Genomic DNA, 18,222 nt, shown 5'->3' on the forward strand with positions numbered 1-18,222 from the left:
ACCTGAGCCCGGGCCGCCAAGCGATCAATGGCAGTAAAGATCCTCGCGATGGGCGACATCGTCGCGATGGGCCTCGACGAACTGCATGAGCGACGCCATCGAGAAATGATCGCCGAAGCCTGACCACGGCTGGAATCCTTGCAGGTTCAGGACGCTTTCGGGGTCGAGTTTCATCGCGCGGATCAGAACCGAGGCGACGATGCGGCCGCCGACACCCGTCAGCTTGCCGGCGCCGAAGGTCGAGGCCTCTTGCAGGCAGTAGAACCACAACGGCGTCTTGTCGATGTGGTGATCCTGGAGCGCCTCGGGCGCCGGTATCACGTCCAGCCCCAGATGCGCGGCGGCCTGCTGCCCTGACACGAGATGCATGGCGGTGCGGTCGCGCAGGATGTTGCGCAGCGCAAGTTTCTTGGCCTGCTTCACCGGGATCTCGTAGTCCCCCCACATCAGCGGTTTCGACACGACCGAGTCCGGCAACTCGAACAGGGTCTTGGCCATCTTCACGCCGACGGGCAGTGCCTTTTGCGCCCCGGCGCCGAAGAACCGGGCCATCTCCAGGTCGTGGTCCGCATCGCGCGGGCCGAAGCCTTCCATCGTGAACAGGTCCACGCCCGTCTTGGAGTCGCTGAGGTCGTATTTCGCCTGCACCGTCGCGTGGCCGAACCGATAGGCCGCGACCGAGAACTCGGCGGGCATGATCGGGCCGAGATCGTGGAACGGATCGTGGGCCAGGACCGAATCGATCACGCTTTGCTCGACGAAGCTTGGCAGGAAATCCTTCAGCACCAACCATTGATAGTGCAGCCGAATGAAGCGGCGCACCTCTTCGAAGCCGGCCATGTCCTTGGGGATGACCTCGTGCCAGACGTCGCGCCGGACGCCCATCTGCGCGCAGGCGTGAACGTCGCCCTTGGCCGCGCCGCCTTCGGTCACCATGGTCATCAGGATGTTGTGCAGCATGACGAAAGCTGCCTGAATCTGACTGACGATGATGTTCTCGTCGTTGCGCGGATCGCCGATCAGGGCCCGTCCGTGGCAGTTGCGCGCCAGATCGTAGGGGCTGTCGGGCCGGCCGAGAAGCATGAAGCCCTCGGGGTCGTGAGAGTAGAGATAGGGGCTGGCCTCGGGTCCGTCGCCATAGACGCAGTCCAGATCCAGGTTCGGCGTTCGCACGTTGCGGACCGAGCGCGGGTCGATCCGCTGTCCGATGGCGCTGGTCGCATCCAGCGTGATGTCATGGTCGATGAATTGCCCGAAGAAGGTCATGCCCGCATCGGCGGGGCCGTTCTCGACCTGATCGACCCGCATGGTTTCGACCAATGCGTCGAAGCCGTCCACGATCGCTTTCTTGGTCAGGTTCCCGGTGACGGGGTTTTCGTGGAACAGGTAACCGAAGGTCTGGGGAAGCGGCGCCGCGTTGGTGCCGTGGCCGCCCAGGCAGTCGCGAAGAAACGTATCGAGCCGGGAGAGCCCGTGAGCCATATTCGTCATGAGAATTTCCTTTAATTTGAATGAGGAGAAAAAATGCAATCGTTAAATGTCGGCGACAAAATATCGCACGCCGAGGTTGTAGCATGACCGCGGAGCGATTTCCACTGCTCCGTACACTCCCGCCCTGCTTGCGGCGTTTTGCAGTTGTCGAAGCAGCCCGACCCGGTTAGGGAAGGCGCCAAGGACCATTAGCTCAGCTGGATAGAGCGCTGCCCTCCGAAGGCAGAGGCCAGAGGTTCGAATCCTCTATGGTCCGCCATTCTCCCACGCCCTTTCGTCGCTATTGCATCCCCGGCAGTGCTCGGGCTTAACCGGGCCATGGCGCGGTTTTTTCTGATCATTTGGCTTCTGGCCCAGCCGGTCACGGCGCTGGCCGACACCGTTCGTCTGGCGGTCGCGGCGAATGCGCTTCCGGCAGCCGAGGCCCTGGCGCGCGCGTTCACGGATGAGACGGGCGAGGCGGTCAGCATCGCACACGGCGCCACCGGCAAGCTCTATGTCCAGATCACCCGGGGCGCGCCGTTCGACATTTTCCTGTCCGCCGACAGCGCACGGCCCGAGCGGCTCATGCGCGAGGGGCTTGGCCGCGCCAGCAAGCCCTACGCTCTGGGGCGGCTGGTGCTGGTGGCGCCCGAGGGGATCGATGCGCACGGCGCGCCCGCCGATCTTCTGCGGGGTCAAAGAATCGCGCTGGCCGATCCCGCGCTTGCGCCCTATGGCGCGGCGGCGGTCGAGACGCTCGATGCCTGGGGGCTGGGTCTCGACGGAGTCCAACCGCTTCTCGCCGAGAACGTGGGACAAGTTGCGGTCTGGCTGTCCACCGGCAATGCCGACTACGGCCTGTTGGCGGCGTCGCTGCTGCCGGATCTACAGACCCGACGCGATGTGACCGCTATCCCGGTCGCGACCGACTTGCACGCCCCCATCGCACAGGATGCGGTATGGCTTGCTTCCGCTGCCGACACGCCGGTCGCAGCGCGCTTCTGGGCGTGGCTCGATTCCGAGACGGCCGATGCGATCCTCGCCGATCACGGCTACGACGTTCCCGCGCGATGATCTGGGACGCGGTCTGGCTGTCGCTGCGGCTGTCGGCCGTGACCACCCTGATCCTGCTGGCGGTATCACTGCCGCTGGCGTGGTGGCTGGCCAACACGCGCAACCGGCTGAAACCGTTGATCGAGGCCCTGACCGCGCTGCCGCTGGTGCTGCCTCCGACGGTCCTTGGCTTCTACCTTCTGCTGCTCATGAGCCCCGATGCCCCGCTTGGCGGTTTCTGGCTGCGTCTGACCGGCGACACGCTGACCTTCAATTTCGCGGGGCTTGTCGTTGCCTCATGCCTCTATTCACTGCCCTTCGCGGTGCAGCCGTTGCAAACCGCCTTCGCCGGGCTGCCCAGCGGCATGATGCAGGCCGCCGCGACGCTGGGCGCCGCGCCCTTCGACGCCTTCCGCAGCGTGGCGCTGCCGCTGGCCCGGCGTGGCGTGCTCACGGCGGGGGTTCTGAGCTTCGCCCACACGCTGGGGGAATTCGGCGTCGTATTGATGGTGGGCGGGAATATCCCCGGCAGCACGCGCGTGATCTCGGTCGAGATCTACTCGGCGGTTGAAACGCTGGACTACCGCACCGCGCATATCCTGTCGGCGGGATTGCTGGTCAGCAGCTTCGCGGTGCTGGTGCTTGTCTACGGCGTGGGTCGGAGCCGCTGGCGTGTCTGACGGGCTGTCTTTTGACCTGACCATCCGGCATCCGGGACTCGAGCTGCGGCTGGCGGCCGATCTGCCGTCGCACGGGGTGACCGCGCTTGTTGGGGCGTCGGGGGCCGGCAAGACATCGCTACTGCGGGCGCTGGCCGGAGTGCTGCCTGCCGCAGGCCCCTTCATGCTGAACGGCGACCGGCTGGATCCGCTTCCGGCCCATCGGCGCGGCGTCGGCCTGGTGTTCCAGGGCGCGATGCTGTTCCCGCATCTGAGCGTGGCCGAGAACATCGCCTTTGGTGCCCGACGTGCCGGCACGACCGGGGCCGAGGTGGAGCGCGTGGTCCAGGCGCTGGACGTGGGTCCACTGGTGGAGCGGGCGCCGGACACTTTGTCGGGGGGCGAGGCGCGGCGCGTGGCCCTGGCGCGCACGCTCGCCGCGCGTCCGCGGTTGCTGCTGTTGGACGAACCGCTGGCCGGTCTCGACCCGGGACGCAAGCGCGACATCCTGCCCTATCTGGCCCGTGCAATCCGGTCGGCCGGATGTCCCACGTTGTTCGTGACCCATGACACCAATGAAAGCCTGGCACTGGCCGACCGGCAACTGCGCATCGCGCGCGGGCAGATCCGCGAAACGGCAATGGACACGGCACTGATCCCCGGCCGGGTCGAAAGGGATGCGGCCGGTGCCCGGCTGTGGGTTGCAGGGCAGGGGGTGCCCATGCCCTTCGCCGCCGACGAGGATGAGCCGTGGGGCTTGGTCGTCGCGCCGGGACGGGCGACTTTCCTGGCCGGACCGGGTCCGCACGTGACCGACGCGCCGGCCGTCATTCCGGCGCGGGTCGTCGCCTTGACGGCCGCGTCCGCAACGGTCGAGATCGAGGGCGCGCGGATCGACTGGCCCCTGCCGGAGGCTGCGGCAGAAAGGCTCCGGACGGGCGATCCCTGCGCTATTGCCTTGCAGACTCCGATCTTCCGTATGGTCAACGGGCGCTGCTGATTCGATCATTCCGCCACGTTCCGTGAACAACATTCCTCCACGTTCCGCGAACAGTCGGCGGCTGCCATGGACTTCGTCCGCGCAAAATCAACAATTCGCAGGACCCGCCGACGCCACATTTCGGCCACGATTCTGACCGGATTTCCCGCTCGGGAGCGTGGGTCCGACGGAAACAATGCGCCGTCCGCCGCGCGGCATTGTCGGCATTGCACGACCGATCCTCAATATTCTCGGGGTTTTTTAGACGATTTTTGTATGACTTAGCCGGAATGCCGCCTCGATTGTCGAACAATCCGTCGTGGAGCTCCGGGTGCCACGGTTGCCGAATTCTGGAGCCGTTGCCGACGGTGACGACAGGTTTCCGCCTCTTTTGGCTATGAGGTTCGGAGCAATCTGGTAAAACGAAAGCGTCGGGAAACCGATGGGGCGCTGGGGGGCGTCCGGCATGTGGGCAGGCTTGAGCAAATCCCCATGCGGAATGTGTCTGCTTGGAGGTGATTTGCTGCACCACCGACAACACTGAGATTTAAGTGGGTCGTCTCTGGCGGCCCGACCGTCCGTCTCGCCAGTCGCGGGAAGGATGCCTTTTTGCCTGGGTGGGTCACGTCGTGGCTGCGCCGTAAGTGGAGACGAGTATAATGACCTATGGATCCGGCAAAGACGGTATCGTCGAAGGCACTGCAAACGATGACGTGATCGACACTGCTTACACTGGTGATCCCGATGGCGATCGTGTTGACGCGAACGATGCGATCCTGGGCAACGTGGGCAGCAACGACGACATCGTGCGGGCAGGGGCCGGTAACGACAGCGTCCTGGCCGGCGCGGGTGCCGATACCGTCGACGGCGAGGCGGGCAACGACACGCTGGACGGCGGCGAGGGCGACGACAGCCTTTCGGGCGGCGACGGGCTGGATCTTCTGCGTGGCGCGGAAGGCAGCGATACGCTGGTCGGCGGCGCCGGCAACGACACCCTGCTGGGCGACGAGGGTGTCACGACCACGGCCGTGACCGGCGATCGTGCGCTGTTCGACTGGTCGAAGGCACCCAATTTCGGTGACGGCAACCACGCTTCGGGGTTCACGCAGGACACCGGCGATGTGAACGTCACCTTCTCGATCGACAAGCTCGACGGCAGCCGCCACGACATCAAGAATACCTTTGAGACCAGCACGCAATACACGTCGGACCTGGACGCCGACGTGTCCGAGACCTCGTCCTTTTCGTCGGTCTTCGACGATGACCACACCAAGGTCGCCTACGGCTTCGATTTCGACGCGACCGTGACGGACGTGGAATTCCGCGTCAACGACATCGACGGCAGCGGGCGGGTCACCATCTTGGCCGAAGGGCCCGACGGCCCCGTCGAGGTGACTCTGACCGCGGGCGACAAGCTGTACCAGTCGGGCCAGACCGTGACCTCAAAGGGCGGTTACCTGCCCGATGACAGCTCGGAATACTCGGTCCTGGTGAACATCCCGGGCCCCGTGACCAAGGTCACCGTGATCCACGAGCAACTGGACGACCACAAGGACAGCGGCATCAACATCACCGACATCGCCTTCAACGGTGTCGAGTTCGTCGAAACCCCTGTCGAAGGCGCCGGCGACGACCTTCTGATCGGCGGTGAAGGCGACGACCTGATCGAGGGCGGTGCCGGCAACGACAGCGCTTTGGGCGGCGCGGGCGACGATACCCTTCTGGGCGGCAGCGGCGACGACACCCTTCTGGGCGATGCCGACATCGCCAATGGCACGGCACTGGGCGACCGCGCCCTGTTCGACTGGGAGCAGGGTCCCAATTTCGGCGACGATCGGCACGTTTCGGACTTCACCCAGGATACGGGCGAGGTCGACGTTACGTTCTCGAAGATCCGCCTCCGCGACTGGGATGGCGACACCCGTAACACCTACGAGACGTCCACCCAGAATACCGATGACCTTGACCCCGCTGTGAGCGAGCGGAGCTCGTTCGAATCCGATCTTCAGGATCGAGGCGACCGGTACCAGTACGATTTTGACTTCAGCGCCGAGGTTGCCAATGTCGAATTCCGGATCAACGACCTGGATGGCGGCGGTCGGGTCACGGTTCTCGCCGAGGGGCCGAATGGCTCGGTCGAAGTGGCTCTCGAGCCCGGCAGCCACCTGACCCAAAGCGGCAACACCGTCACCTCTCGTGGGGGGTACGAAGGCGACGAAAGCGACAACTACTCGACCCTCGTCAACATCGCGGGCCCGGTCACCAAGATCACCGTGATCCACGAGCAGATCAACGATCACGACAGCGGAGTGAACATCACCGACATCGCGTTCAACCCGGTCGTCGCGGCCCCGACGCCCACCGAGGGCATGGGCAACGACCTGCTGGAGGGCGGCGACGGTGCCGACCTGATCGAGGGTGGCAGGGGCAACGACACCGCCCTGGGCGGCGAAGGATCCGACACGATCCTCGGCGGCGACGGCGCGGACCTGCTGGAGGGGGGCGACGGTGCCGACCAGATCGACGGCGGCGCGGACCAGGACACGATCACCGGCGGGACCGATGCGGACACCATCGATGGCGGCGCGGGTGGCTTCTCGGCAGATCCGCTGGTCAACACCGACAGCGACACGCTGGATCTGAGCGGGGTCGGAAACTACCGCATCATCGACGAACGCCCAGACAGCAACGGCAACGGCTTCGACGGCACGGTCGTCCTCCTGGATGACAGCGGCAACGAGGCCGGCCGCTTCGACTTCTTCGAGATCGAAACCTTCGTCGGCCGCGATCTAGCGCCCGAGGCGCAGGACGACGCGGCCGCGACTGATGAAGATACGCCGGTCAACAACATCGACGTCTTGGCGAACGACACCGATCCCGATGGGCTCGACTCGGACCTGACGGTCATCAGCGCTTCGGCCGAGAACGGCACGGTGACGGTCAACCCCGACGGCACGCTGAACTATACGCCGGACCCGGATTTCTTCGGTGAGGACACGATCACTTACACGATCGAGGATGCAGATGGACTGACCGACACCGCGACGGTATCCGTCACGGTGGACGCGGTGAACGACGCACCGAACGCGGTCGACGATGTCGCGACCACTGACGAGGATGCGCCGACGACCATCGACGTGCTCGCCAACGACACCGATCCCGATCTGCCCGCGGACACGCTGACCGTGATCAGCGCCTCGGCGCAAAACGGCCAGGTCACGATCAACCCCGACGGCACGCTGAATTACACGCCGGATGCGGATTTCTCCGGCGAAGACACCATCACCTATACCATCGAGGATGAGGGCGGTTTTACCGACACCGCGACCGTCACCGTCACCGTGAACCCGGTGGATGATGCACCGGCGGCAGCGGATGACACTGCCGAAACCGATGAAGACACCCCGGTCACCATTGATGTGCTGGCCAATGACACCGACCCGGATACCCCGGTCGAGGATCTTAACGTCACCGAGGCGACTGCCGGGAACGGCACCGTCACGATCAACCCCAATGGCACGCTGGACTACACGCCGAACGCGGATTTCAACGGCGAGGACACGATCAGCTATACCGTGTCAGATCCGGAAGGGAACACCGACACCGCGACCGTCACCGTCACCGTGAACCCGGTGAATGACGGTCCCGTTGCCGTCGATGACACGGCGACCACGGATGAGAACCAGCCGGTCGTTATCGACCTTGTCGGCAACGACACCGATGTGGACAACGCGACCTCGGATCTGACGCTGGTCAGCTTCGACCAACCCGCGAACGGCACCGTGGTCGACAATGGCGACGGCACCGTGACCTACACGCCGAATACCGGCTTCTCGGGGACCGAAAGTTTCGACTATGTCGTGGCCGACCCCGACGGTCTGACGGATACCGGCACGGCAACGGTCACGGTCAACCACACGATCCTGCCCGACGGCATCGTCGAGGGTTCCGACGGCGATGACCTGATCGATTTCGACTACACCGGCGATCCCGAGGGCGACCTGATCGACCGTCCGGACCAGGTGATCATCGGCGGCGATCCCATTGGCACCGATGGCGACGTGGTCGAAGCGGGCGCCGGCAACGACACGGTGCGCAGCCTGGAAGGTGACGACACCGTTTCGGCCGGCACCGGCGACGATCTGGTCGAAGCCGGAAACGGCAACGACATCGTCAACGGCGAGGACGGCAACGACACGCTGCGTGGCCAGGCCGGCGACGACACCCTGTCGGGCGGCGAGGGCAATGACCTTCTTGATGGTGGTCCCGGCGACGACTCGCTTTCGGGCGGCGCGGGGGACGATACCCTGCGCGGAGCGGCCGGCGAAGACACGCTGGACGGCGGCGACGGCAACGACAGCATCAGTGGCGGCACCGACGCCGACCTGATCACCGGTGGCACCGGGAGTGACACGATCAGCGCGAACGAGGGCAACGACACGGTCGATGCCGGCGCGGGGGACGACTCGGTCACCGGCGGCCTGGGTAGTGACAGCATCGACGGCGGCATCGGCAATGACGCGATCCATGCTAACGAAGGCGACGACACTGTCGCCGGCGGTTCGGGCGACGATACGATCTCGGGCAATGACGGGGATGACGTGCTGGCCGGCGGCGCCGACAACGACAGCATCACCGGTGGCGACGGAAACGACGAAATCGACGGTGGGCAGGGCGACGACTATATCGACGCCTCGGGCCCGAACGCTGCAATCGACGCCGATGTGCCCCTGGTGCCGACCCCGTTCGACCAGGACCCCAACCCGAACGACGACCGGGATACGGTCATCGGCGGCGCCGGCAACGACACGATCCTGACGGGCGACGACGCCGACAGCATCGTGGGCGGCTTCGGCGACGACTCGATCGAATCCGGCATCGACGATGACACCGTCATCGGTGGCGCAGGCAATGACACGATCACCGACGTACAGGGCTCGGACAGCATCTTCGGCAACGATGGCGACGACCTGATCGACGCGGGCACCGATACGTTGTCGGATTACCCGAACGACCAGCCGACGCTGGCCGACGGCTCGCCCAACCCGTTCTTCGGATCCGGCGATCCGAACCCCGATGACGGTCGCGATTTCGTCGATGGCGGCGACGGCGCGGACACGATCACCACGGGTGACGATGATGACACCATCATCGGCGGCGGCGGTGACGACGTCATCAATGCCGGGATCGACGATGACGAGGTCACCGGCGGGGCCGGAAACGACAGCATCATCGGCAGCCACGGATCGGATACGCTGGACGGCAACGACGGCAATGACACCATCTACGGCGGCTATGGACCGACCCCGGTTCCGTCCGGCGTGGCGGGGGCCGAGCCCGATGCCACCGATCCCCAGCCCGATAACGGCCGGGATCTGATCAGCGGTGGTGACGGAAACGACGTTCTCTACGGCGAGGACGACGACGATACGATCTTCGGTGGCGCCGATGACGACTTCATCGATGGCGGCATCGACGACGACTCGCTCGACGGCGGAACCGGCAACGACACGATCCTTGGTGGCGATGGCGATGACACCGTCGACGGCGGCGCGGGAGCCGACTCGATCGAGGGCGGCGATGGCGATGACAGCCTGATGGGTGGAGCGGACAACGACACCATCATCGGTGGCGGCGGCAACGACGTCATGGATGGCGGTGCGGGCGACGACCTGCTGACCGGCCGCGACGGCGACGACACCATCACCGGCGGCGACGGGAATGACACCCTCGCGGGACGTGGCGGGAACGATATCCTGTCTGGTGGAGCCGGCGACGACTTCATCTATGGCGGTCTCGAGAACGACTCGCTTGACGGTGGCGATGGCAACGACCTGCTTTCCGGTCGCCAGGGTGACGACACCATCGACGGTGGTGCCGGCGATGACACCATCGACGCAGGCGGTGGCAACGACCTGGTGGATGCCGGCGACGGTAACGACCAGGTTCAGGGCGGCACAGGTGCCGACACCATCGACGGCGGTGAAGGTAACGACACTATCGAGGGCTTCGGCGGTGGCGACATCATTACCGGCGGTGCCGGCGACGACCAGATCTCGGGCGGCAACGGTCCCGACACGATGGAGGGCGGCGACGACCGCGATACCTTCTCCAACGTGACCGCAGGCGATAGCATCCTCGGCGGCTCCGGCGGCGACGACTTCGACGTTCTGGATCTGACCGGATCGCTGAATGGTGGCAGCTATCGGCTGGTGAATGTGACCGAGGACAACGATCCCGGCGACACTGTCGATGGCGACAGCCCCAATGACGGGATCGACGGTGAGGTTCAATTCTTCGACGCCGGCGGCAACCGGACCGGGACCCTGACATTCGAGAATATCGAACGGATCATTCCCTGCTTCACGCCCGGCACCCTGATCGCGACCCCCAAGGGCGAGCGCCGGGTCGAGGACCTGCGCGAGGGCGACCGTGTCATCACCCGCGACAACGGCATTCAGGAGATTCGCTGGATCGGCGAAAAGCGCCTGGACCGGACCGAGCTGCTGCGTCAGCCCGAGCTGAAGCCGGTACTCGTTCGGGCCGGTTCACTGGGCAACGGCCTGCCCGAGCGGGACATGCTTGTCAGCCCCAATCACCGGATGCTGGTCGCCAACGACAAGACGGCGCTTTACTTCGAGGAACGTGAAGTGCTGGTTGCGGCTAAGCACCTGATCGACAGCGACGGCGTGGACCAGGTCGAAGCCCTGGGCGTCAGCTACATCCACTTCATGTTCCAGCAACACGAGGTTGTGCTGTCGGACGGCACCTGGTCGGAAAGCTTCCAGCCCGGCGACTACACGCTGAAGGGCATCGGCGATGCACAACGCGCCGAGATCCTGACGCTGTTCCCCGAGCTCGAGAACCACGAGGGGATCGAGGGCTATCAGTCGGCCCGCCGGACGCTGAAGCGGCACGAGGCGAAACTGCTTACCCGCTGACCCACTTGCCAAATGGCCGAATCGAAACGGCCGACCGCTGCCGCGGTCGGCCGTTTTCTGTTTGTACGGCCCGTCAAGGATCCATCTAACAGGCTGTATCGACAGAAATCTGCCTTGCAGCGCCAAGTTTCCGCAACGTCAGACGCCTGTTAGTGGACCGACGGAAAAACATCCTGTAGTTGATTGTCCATCGAATTGATTAAACCCCGGGGGCTGGTGATGGCGGTGATCAACGGCAATGGCAGGAGCAATACGCTCTCGGGCACCGGCGACGACGACTTGATCCGGGGACGTGGCGGGGACGACCTGATAAGCGGTGGTGACGGGAACGACACCCTGTCCGGCGACGCGGGCAATGATACGATCGTGGGCGGCGCGGGCAGGGACGTGATCAGAGGTGGCACGGGAGACGACTCACTCGACGGGGGGACCGGCCGGAACGACAATGATCAGGTTTCGGGGGATGCTGGCGACGACACGCTGGTAGGATACGGCGAGAATGACATCCTCCGCGGCGATGATGGAAACGACACGTTCATTGCACGTCCCGGCAGCACCACTGACGGCAATATTTCCGTCAACGGAGGTGAAAGCGATACAGGCGATACCATCGATCTGCGCGAGGTTCTGTCACAGGGCTTCGAGATCGACGCGCTGACTCGAAACCCGAGCAGCACCGACAACGGCATCCCAAGCTTTACCGGACAGATCCGGCTTGTGAATTCGGCCGATGGCCGGTCACTCAACATAAACTACGATGATATCGAAGCGATCACACCATGCTTTACGCCGGGCACCCTGATCGCGACCCCGCAGGGCGAGCGCCGGGTCGAGGACCTGCACGAGGGCGATCGGGTGATTACCCGGGACAGTGGCGTCCAGCGTCTTGTCTGGATCGGCGAGAAATGCCTGCATCGCTCCGATCTGAAACTTCATCCAGAATTGCAGCCTGTGCTGGTTCGGGCCGGATCACTGGGCAGAGGCTTGCCCGAGCGTGACCTGCTGGTCAGCCCGAACCACCGGATCCTGGTCGCCAACGACAGAACGGCGCTCTACTTCGAGGATCGTGAAGTGCTGGTCGCGGCCAAGCACCTGACCGACCACGACGGCGTCGACCGGGTCGAGGCGGCCGGTGTCAGTTATATCCACTTCATGTTCGAGCACCACGAGGTGGTTCTTTCGGAGGGCGTGTGGTCGGAAAGTTTCCAGCCCGGCAGCGCCTCACTCAAAGGCATCGGCGACGCCCAGCGCACCGAGATCCTGTCTCTTTTCCCCGACCTTGGGACACGCGAAGGTATTGAAGGCTTCCAATCGGCGCGGCGGACGCTGAAGCGCCACGAAGCGAGACTTCTATCGAAGTGAGTCGCGCACGTCTTTTCCCGGAAAGGCGGAGAAGTCATCGCGACCCGCACATCCTGAACCTGTCTCTGATTAATCCTTCCGCGATTTGCACAGGCCATCGTTTCGCCCGGAAGCCCAATTCGGTACGCAACTTGGGATTGTAGACCTATCGAGCGGCTCGCTCAAAAATGCCTTGATCGGCCACAAAATCTCCCACAGGTTGTATAAATGAAGGCGTCTTTAGGCTTGGGCCACTGACCGAGTTCCCGGGATCGAGGCGCCGCTTTCGTTGCAGAACTGCAGGAGCCCCGAGATGATGAAGTTCGACGAAAATGCGATGTCGCCGGTTGGTGCCGATGCCGAAGCGCGTGACTCTCGGGCGCGCCGCAATTCTTCAGGAACAGGCGAGCTGGCCGAATTGCGGACCCGGCAGACACCGCAGGTGGTCCGGCGGAAGGCGATCGATGCGTCCCGCGAGAGCGACACCGCCGTCAAGCTGAGCCTGTCGGATATCGAGGGCGTCCTGCCATGCTTCACGCCCGGCACCCTGATCGCAACAGGCAAGGGTGAGCGGCGGGTCGAGACATTGCAGGCAGGCGACCGGGTCATCACCCGCGACCGGGGTATGCAGGTGGTTCACTGGGTCGGTAAGACGACCCTGACAGAAAAAGACCTGCGCGCCCAACCCGCCATGCGCCCCGTTCGTTTGCGGGCAGGGTGCCTGGGGCCGGACCGCCCGGCGCGCGACATGCTGCTCAGCCCCAACCATCGCGTGCTGTTCAACGAGAGTCAGTACACCGGGAAATTCGCCGGCTCCGAGGTCATGGCCGCGGCCAAGCACCTGACCTGGATGCCCGGGATCACCCAGGCACGGGCGGAAACCGTCACCTATATCCACTTCATGTTCGCCCAACACGAGCTGGTCCTGTCCGACGGGCTGTGGTCCGAGAGCTTCCAGGCGGGCGATTACACGCTGAACGCGCTCGACCGCCGGCAAAGGGATGCGATCTTCCAGATATTTCCCGACCTGAAGGGTCACGAGGGCATGGATGGCTTCACGCCCGCGCGGCGGGTGCTCAGCAGGAAAGAGGCACGACTCCTGGGCGCCTGAGGTAAATGGGGCAGGTGGACACGCTTCGGCCCCATTTCCGACCCAAATCCGAATCGAACGGCTGAATTCGAGCTGAATGCGCCGCCTTGCGGGCGCTCGATTCGCTTCCAAGCGACAAGTTACGGCAACAATGCCGCCGATCGGGCGGTTTTGTTCGTTCGTGTGAATGTGGCGAAAATAAGTGATTGTTTGCCACCACTTTCCGGTTCTTGCAGACCCAAATCACTGTTCCGACGCTCGAGGTCAATCGGACCGATTTGTGGCCGGATCCGGCCAAATGTGTCCGAATGCGGCGCAGGGACGACCACAATCGTGACACTTTTCTGGCCCGGTCCGCCCAATTTGGCTAAAACAAGGCAACAAGTTTCAGCGGATCGCCTGAACCGGCGGACCAAGTGAAGGAAGACCAGTATGACCGTTTCGACCGCCAAAGCCCGCAAGATCGCCACCGACCGCCAGATCGCCGAAGGCCGCGGTCGCATGATCGGTATCTCGGCCGAGACCTTGGTCGCCACCATGGCGGGCGAAAAGCCGGCCGGCAGCCTGGCCGTCGGCGACAAGGTCTTCACCCGCGACAACGGCGCCCAGCCGATCCGCCGGATCGAGCGCATCGAAGCCGCCACCGCCGAGAAATCGACCGTTCGCATCGCCAAGGGCGCACTGGGCCACGGCCTGCCGATGCAGGACATGGTCGTCGCTGCCGATTACCGCCTTCTGATCTGCTCGGAGCGGGCCAACCTGCTGCTGGACGACACCGAGGTTCTGGTCGCCGCCGCCGACATGGTGGGCCAGCCCGGCTTCGACTGGGCCGAGGCGCCCGCGGCCGGCTTCGTCGCCATCTTCACCGATTTCCACGAAGTGATCCTGACCGACGGCACCTGGGCCGAAACCGCCGAACCGGGCCGCGTGGTCCATGGCCACGGCGCCCCGGCGCGCCGCGTGCTCAAGCGTTTCGAGGCGCAGCTGGTCGCGGGCGCCTGAGCGCGGCATCTGGACGTTCGCGGCAGGGCAGGGCAGATTGAGCCCGACCTGACCCGGAGTTTTCCATGTTTCACCCCACGCCCTGGCATTTCTGGCCCGTTCTGACCATTGCCCTGATCTGGCATCTTTTCGGGGTGATCGATTACACCGCTACGCAGCTGGATCTTGCGTTCTGGATGTCCATGGCGACCGATGCGCAGCGCGCCTTCGTCTCGACCATGCCGGACTGGATCGACGCTGTCTGGGCCATTTCGGTCTGGGCGGGTCTTGCCGGTGTCATCCTCATGGCGATGCGGACCGGGTTCGCGCCGCTGATCCTTGCGGCCAGCTTCATCGCGACCCTGATCCTGACGATCTGGCTCGCCATTTCGGCAGATCCTTCGCTGGTCCAGCTGGTGGGTCCTGTCGGTGTCTGGGTCATGGTCGGCGCCACGGTGCTGTCGCTGATCCTGTGGCTCTGGGCCCGGGCGATGCACCAGGAAGGCGTCATCGACTAGCGCACGGCTGCGCCTAGCGCGGCTGACCGGTCCGGGCGCGCCACGCGTCCCAGGCCTCGGGCGTGTCCAGGTCGGTCACGGCGCGGTCGCCTGCCAACGGCAGCAGCTCGACCTTCTGTCCCGACAACAACGCGCGTCCACCCGCATCGCCCTGCAATTCGGCGAAGCGGGGGACCAGTGAGGCGGGGAAGATCACCGGCTGGCCGGGCTGGCCGCCGGCGGTGGCGGCACGCAGCGGCGTGTCGGGCGCGCCTTGCCACTGTGCGATCAGGGCGCGCATGTCGGCGGCGGTGATGTCGGGCATATCCGCCAGGACCACCATGACGGCCCGCCCATCGGCCAAGGGCGCGATCGCGCGAAACGACGCCGCCATGCCCGTATCGGCGTCGGGAACGCGCACCAGATCCACCGCCAGCCCCTCCAGCGCGTCGTCACGCGAACGGGCCTCGGGCAAGGTGACGAGCACCGGCGCGCCGGTTTCCAGCGCGCGCCGCGCCACCAGCCGCAGCAGCGGCATGCCACCTACGGTTTCGCGCAGCTTGTCGCGGCCACGCATCCGGGTCGACCCGCCGGCGGCGAGAATGGCGATGACGGGCAGCGCGGATGCGGTCATGGGGCAGGGGGCCTGCGCCGTCCCGAAAGGGGCGTCATTATGCAGCCCGAAGGGGAACTGGCCCGGCCATTGCACGTTGCCCGAGTGACAGCGCGAAAGCTGCAAAAGTGGTTTGACTGCCGGTCCCACCGGGGGTCATGTCCCTGCTCCCCTGGGGATCCGGTTCGTCCCTTACGGATCACTTGGCCTGGCCCTGTCAAAGGAAGCCCGGCAAGCGTCATGCTTGCCGGGCTTTCGCGTTTCGTGTCTGCGGTCGGCAGGGGCGTCAGCGGATCTGCTGCTGCTCGAACGCACCGTCGGTGACGGTGTATTCCAGGTAGGTGCCTGCGGCTTCACCCGGGCCGATCAGCTCGACATTGGTCGCGCCGACATAGTCGATGTCGCCACCTTCGCTGAGAATCTGGATCGCTTTCTCCATCTCGCCCGGCAGGATCTGCTCGCCCGGGGCGTTGGCCACCTCGAGGATCGAGTCCTTGTACTCGTTCGGGTCGGTCGAGCCCGCCGCCTGCATGGCCAGCGCGAGCAGCGCGGCCGCGTCATAGCTTTCGCGGGTATACGAGGTCGCGGGGTCGAACCCGGCGGCTTCGGCATTGGCGGCGAACGCTTCCGTGCCTTCCCCCTCGGACCACGGCACGGCGCCGAACGAGCCGTTCATGGCGTCGCCGATGGTGTCCAGCAGCGCGGTGGCATACATGCCGTCGCCCATCATGAAGGTGTCGAACGCACCCGAGTCGAGCGCCGAGCGGATCATGCCCAGACCGCCCTGGTCTGCGTAGCCCAGCACGACCAGCACGTCGCCACCGGCCGAGGCCAGCGCGCCGACTTCGGCCGAGTAGTCGCCCTTGCCGTCCTCGTGCGCCGAGTTCAGCGTCACGCTGCCGCCGGCCTCCTCGAACGAGGCGATGAAGCTGTCGCTCAGGCCCTTGCCGTAGTCGTTGTTGGTGTAGGTCACGGCCACCGACTCGACCCCGCGGTCGGACAGGATGTTGGCCAGCACTTCGCCCTGGCGCGCATCCGACGGAGCGGTGCGGAAGAACTGGCCGTTATCCTCGGCGGTGGACAGGCCCGGCGACGTGGCCGAGGGCGAGATCATGACCATGCCGTTCGGCACGGCGACGTTGGCGAGGATCGCGCCGGTCACGCCCGAGCAGTCGGCCCCCATGATGCCGGCCACGCCGTCCGAGGTCACCAGACGCTCGGCCGCGGCGGTGGCGGCGGCGGCGTCGACGCAGGTGCTGTCGGCGGTCACGGCTTCCAGCATGCGGCCGTCCAGGATGCCGCCGGCCTCGTTCACTTCGGAGATCGCCAGCTGCGCGGCGTCGGACATGCCGGGCGTGATCGATTCAATGGGGCCGGTGAAGCCCAGGATGATGCCGATCTTGACCGGGCCTTCGTGTTCGGCGGCAATGGCGCCGGTGGCGGCCATCGTACCCATGGCCGTAGCCATCAGAAACTTCTTCATGGTGAAAGACTCCCTGTCTTTTTCGTGTTTGTGCCGCGATGATTGCCAGCAAGGTCGGCGCTTGGCAATGACCCTGCCGGTTGCCGCAGGGGCAGGGTGCACTTTCGCTAGACGCGCGACGGCTGGCTGCCGCGCTCGCGGTAGGGCGTGGTGTCGTAATGCGCGCGGTAGCATTTCGAGAAATGCGACGGGCTGGAAAACCCGCAGGCCAGGGCGACGTTGATGACGCTCATCTCGGTCTGCATCAGCAGGTTGCGCGCCTTCTGCAGCCGCAGTTCCATGTAATACCGCTTGGGGCTGCGGCCGAGGTAGCGGCGGAACAACCGCTCGAGCTGGCGCGTGCTCATGCCCACGTCGCGGGCCAGCGTCGCGGGACTTATAGGGTCCTCGATATGGGCCTCCATCACGCCGATGACCTGGGCGAGCTTCGGATGCCGCACGCCGATGCGCGTGGGTACGCTCAGCCGCTGGGTGTCCTGGTCGGTGCGGATGGTGTTGTAGATCAGCTGGTCGGCCACCGCGTTGGCCAGGTCGGGGCCGTGATGTTCGGCCAGGAGCTTCAGGAAAAGGTCGATGGACGCCGTGCCGCCGGCCGCGGTCATGCGGCCGCCATCGATGGTGAAGATCTCCTTGCCCAGAGTGACATCCGGGAAGTCCTCGGCGAAGCCGTCGTGGTTTTCCCAGTGGATCGTGGCGCGCTTGCCGTCCAGCAGGCCTGCGCGGGCCAGCGTGTAGGACGCGGTGCAAAGCCCCGCGACCGCGGCCCCGCGCCGGGCCTCGCGTCTCAGCCAGTTCAGCACCGGCTTGCTGCTGGCGGCCGCAACGCCCAGCCCCCCGCACACGACGATCAGGGTGTCGCGCGGCAATTCGGGCAGATCGCCGTCGACGGCGAAGCGGGTGCCGGCCGAACAGGCCATGGGCCTGCCCCCGTCCGATACGATCTGCCAATTGTAAAGACGTCGCCCCGACAGCCGGTTGGCGATGCGCAGGCAGTCCACCGCGCTGGCGAAGGCCAACAGCGAGAACTCCGGAAGCAGCAGGAAGGCGACGTTGCGCGCGGGTGCCTCTGGCGCCGTGCTGGAAACCGGGTGTTCAACCATTCAAAGCCGCTT

Annotated in this window: 12 protein-coding genes and 1 tRNA gene; 9 read left to right on the top strand and 4 right to left on the bottom strand. The window is 65.2% G+C overall.

Annotated elements, in window-relative coordinates:
- Nucleotides 1-24: 24 nt before the first annotated feature.
- On the bottom strand, nucleotides 25-1,491 hold the full coding sequence (locus tag BMX96_RS03255) for a peroxidase family protein (RefSeq protein WP_091844201.1): 1,467 nt from the start codon (nucleotides 1,489-1,491) through the stop codon (nucleotides 25-27).
- Between the two features lie 182 nt (nucleotides 1,492-1,673).
- Between BMX96_RS03255 and BMX96_RS03260 the strand changes: the two genes are divergently transcribed.
- The 9 genes from BMX96_RS03260 to BMX96_RS03300 all read left to right on the top strand — a co-directional run bounded on the left by BMX96_RS03260 (nucleotide 1,674) and on the right by BMX96_RS03300 (nucleotide 15,035).
- Nucleotides 1,674-1,750 (top strand) — tRNA-Arg (locus BMX96_RS03260).
- Between the two features lie 59 nt (nucleotides 1,751-1,809).
- Nucleotides 1,810-2,547, top strand: coding sequence for a molybdate ABC transporter substrate-binding protein (gene modA / locus BMX96_RS03265; RefSeq protein ID WP_091844204.1), 738 nt, complete (start codon nucleotides 1,810-1,812; stop codon nucleotides 2,545-2,547).
- Nucleotides 2,544-3,206 carry a molybdate ABC transporter permease subunit gene (gene modB / locus BMX96_RS03270; RefSeq protein ID WP_091844206.1) on the top strand — a complete coding sequence of 221 codons (663 nt, stop codon included), beginning with the start codon at nucleotides 2,544-2,546 and terminating at the stop codon, nucleotides 3,204-3,206. Before modA ends, modB begins: the two co-directional genes overlap by 4 nt.
- Nucleotides 3,199-4,185 carry an ATP-binding cassette domain-containing protein gene (locus BMX96_RS19745; protein WP_214606824.1) on the top strand — a complete coding sequence of 329 codons (987 nt, stop codon included), beginning with the start codon at nucleotides 3,199-3,201 and terminating at the stop codon, nucleotides 4,183-4,185. The genes modB and BMX96_RS19745 overlap by 8 nt, the downstream gene beginning before the upstream one ends.
- Nucleotides 4,186-4,823: 638 nt before the next feature.
- Complete coding sequence (locus tag BMX96_RS19850; RefSeq protein ID WP_091844208.1) at nucleotides 4,824-11,105, top strand: tandem-95 repeat protein; 6,282 nt, start codon at nucleotides 4,824-4,826, stop codon at nucleotides 11,103-11,105.
- A gap of 183 nt (nucleotides 11,106-11,288) precedes the next feature.
- Entirely contained in the window at nucleotides 11,289-12,467 is a 1,179-nt protein-coding gene (locus tag BMX96_RS19560) for a Hint domain-containing protein (protein ID WP_175481639.1), read from the top strand.
- Nucleotides 12,468-12,759: 292 nt separating this feature from the next.
- Entirely contained in the window at nucleotides 12,760-13,557 is a 798-nt protein-coding gene (locus BMX96_RS03290; protein WP_091844210.1) for a Hint domain-containing protein, read from the top strand.
- A gap of 411 nt (nucleotides 13,558-13,968) precedes the next feature.
- Nucleotides 13,969-14,538, top strand: coding sequence for a Hint domain-containing protein (locus BMX96_RS03295; protein ID WP_091844211.1), 570 nt, complete (start codon nucleotides 13,969-13,971; stop codon nucleotides 14,536-14,538).
- 65 nt (nucleotides 14,539-14,603) lie between these two features.
- Nucleotides 14,604-15,035: a hypothetical protein gene (locus BMX96_RS03300; RefSeq protein ID WP_091844212.1), complete on the top strand. Its 432-nt coding sequence runs from the start codon at nucleotides 14,604-14,606 to the stop codon at nucleotides 15,033-15,035.
- A 13-nt stretch (nucleotides 15,036-15,048) separates the two neighbouring features.
- Here BMX96_RS03300 and BMX96_RS03305 read toward each other — a convergent pair whose 3' ends face one another.
- The 3 genes from BMX96_RS03305 to BMX96_RS03315 form a co-directional block, all read right to left on the bottom strand.
- On the bottom strand, nucleotides 15,049-15,648 hold the full coding sequence (locus BMX96_RS03305; RefSeq protein ID WP_091844213.1) for a nucleotidyltransferase family protein: 600 nt from the start codon (nucleotides 15,646-15,648) through the stop codon (nucleotides 15,049-15,051).
- Nucleotides 15,649-15,913: 265 nt separating this feature from the next.
- Nucleotides 15,914-17,110, bottom strand: a complete 1,197-nt coding sequence (locus BMX96_RS03310; protein WP_091844214.1) for an ABC transporter substrate-binding protein — start codon at nucleotides 17,108-17,110, stop codon at nucleotides 15,914-15,916.
- A gap of 107 nt (nucleotides 17,111-17,217) precedes the next feature.
- Nucleotides 17,218-18,210: a GlxA family transcriptional regulator gene (locus tag BMX96_RS03315; protein ID WP_091844215.1), complete on the bottom strand. Its 993-nt coding sequence runs from the start codon at nucleotides 18,208-18,210 to the stop codon at nucleotides 17,218-17,220.
- Nucleotides 18,211-18,222: the final 12 nt, after the last annotated feature.

This window comes from Palleronia pelagia, from assembly GCF_900110115.1.
GTDB lineage: Bacteria > Pseudomonadota > Alphaproteobacteria > Rhodobacterales > Rhodobacteraceae > Palleronia > Palleronia pelagia.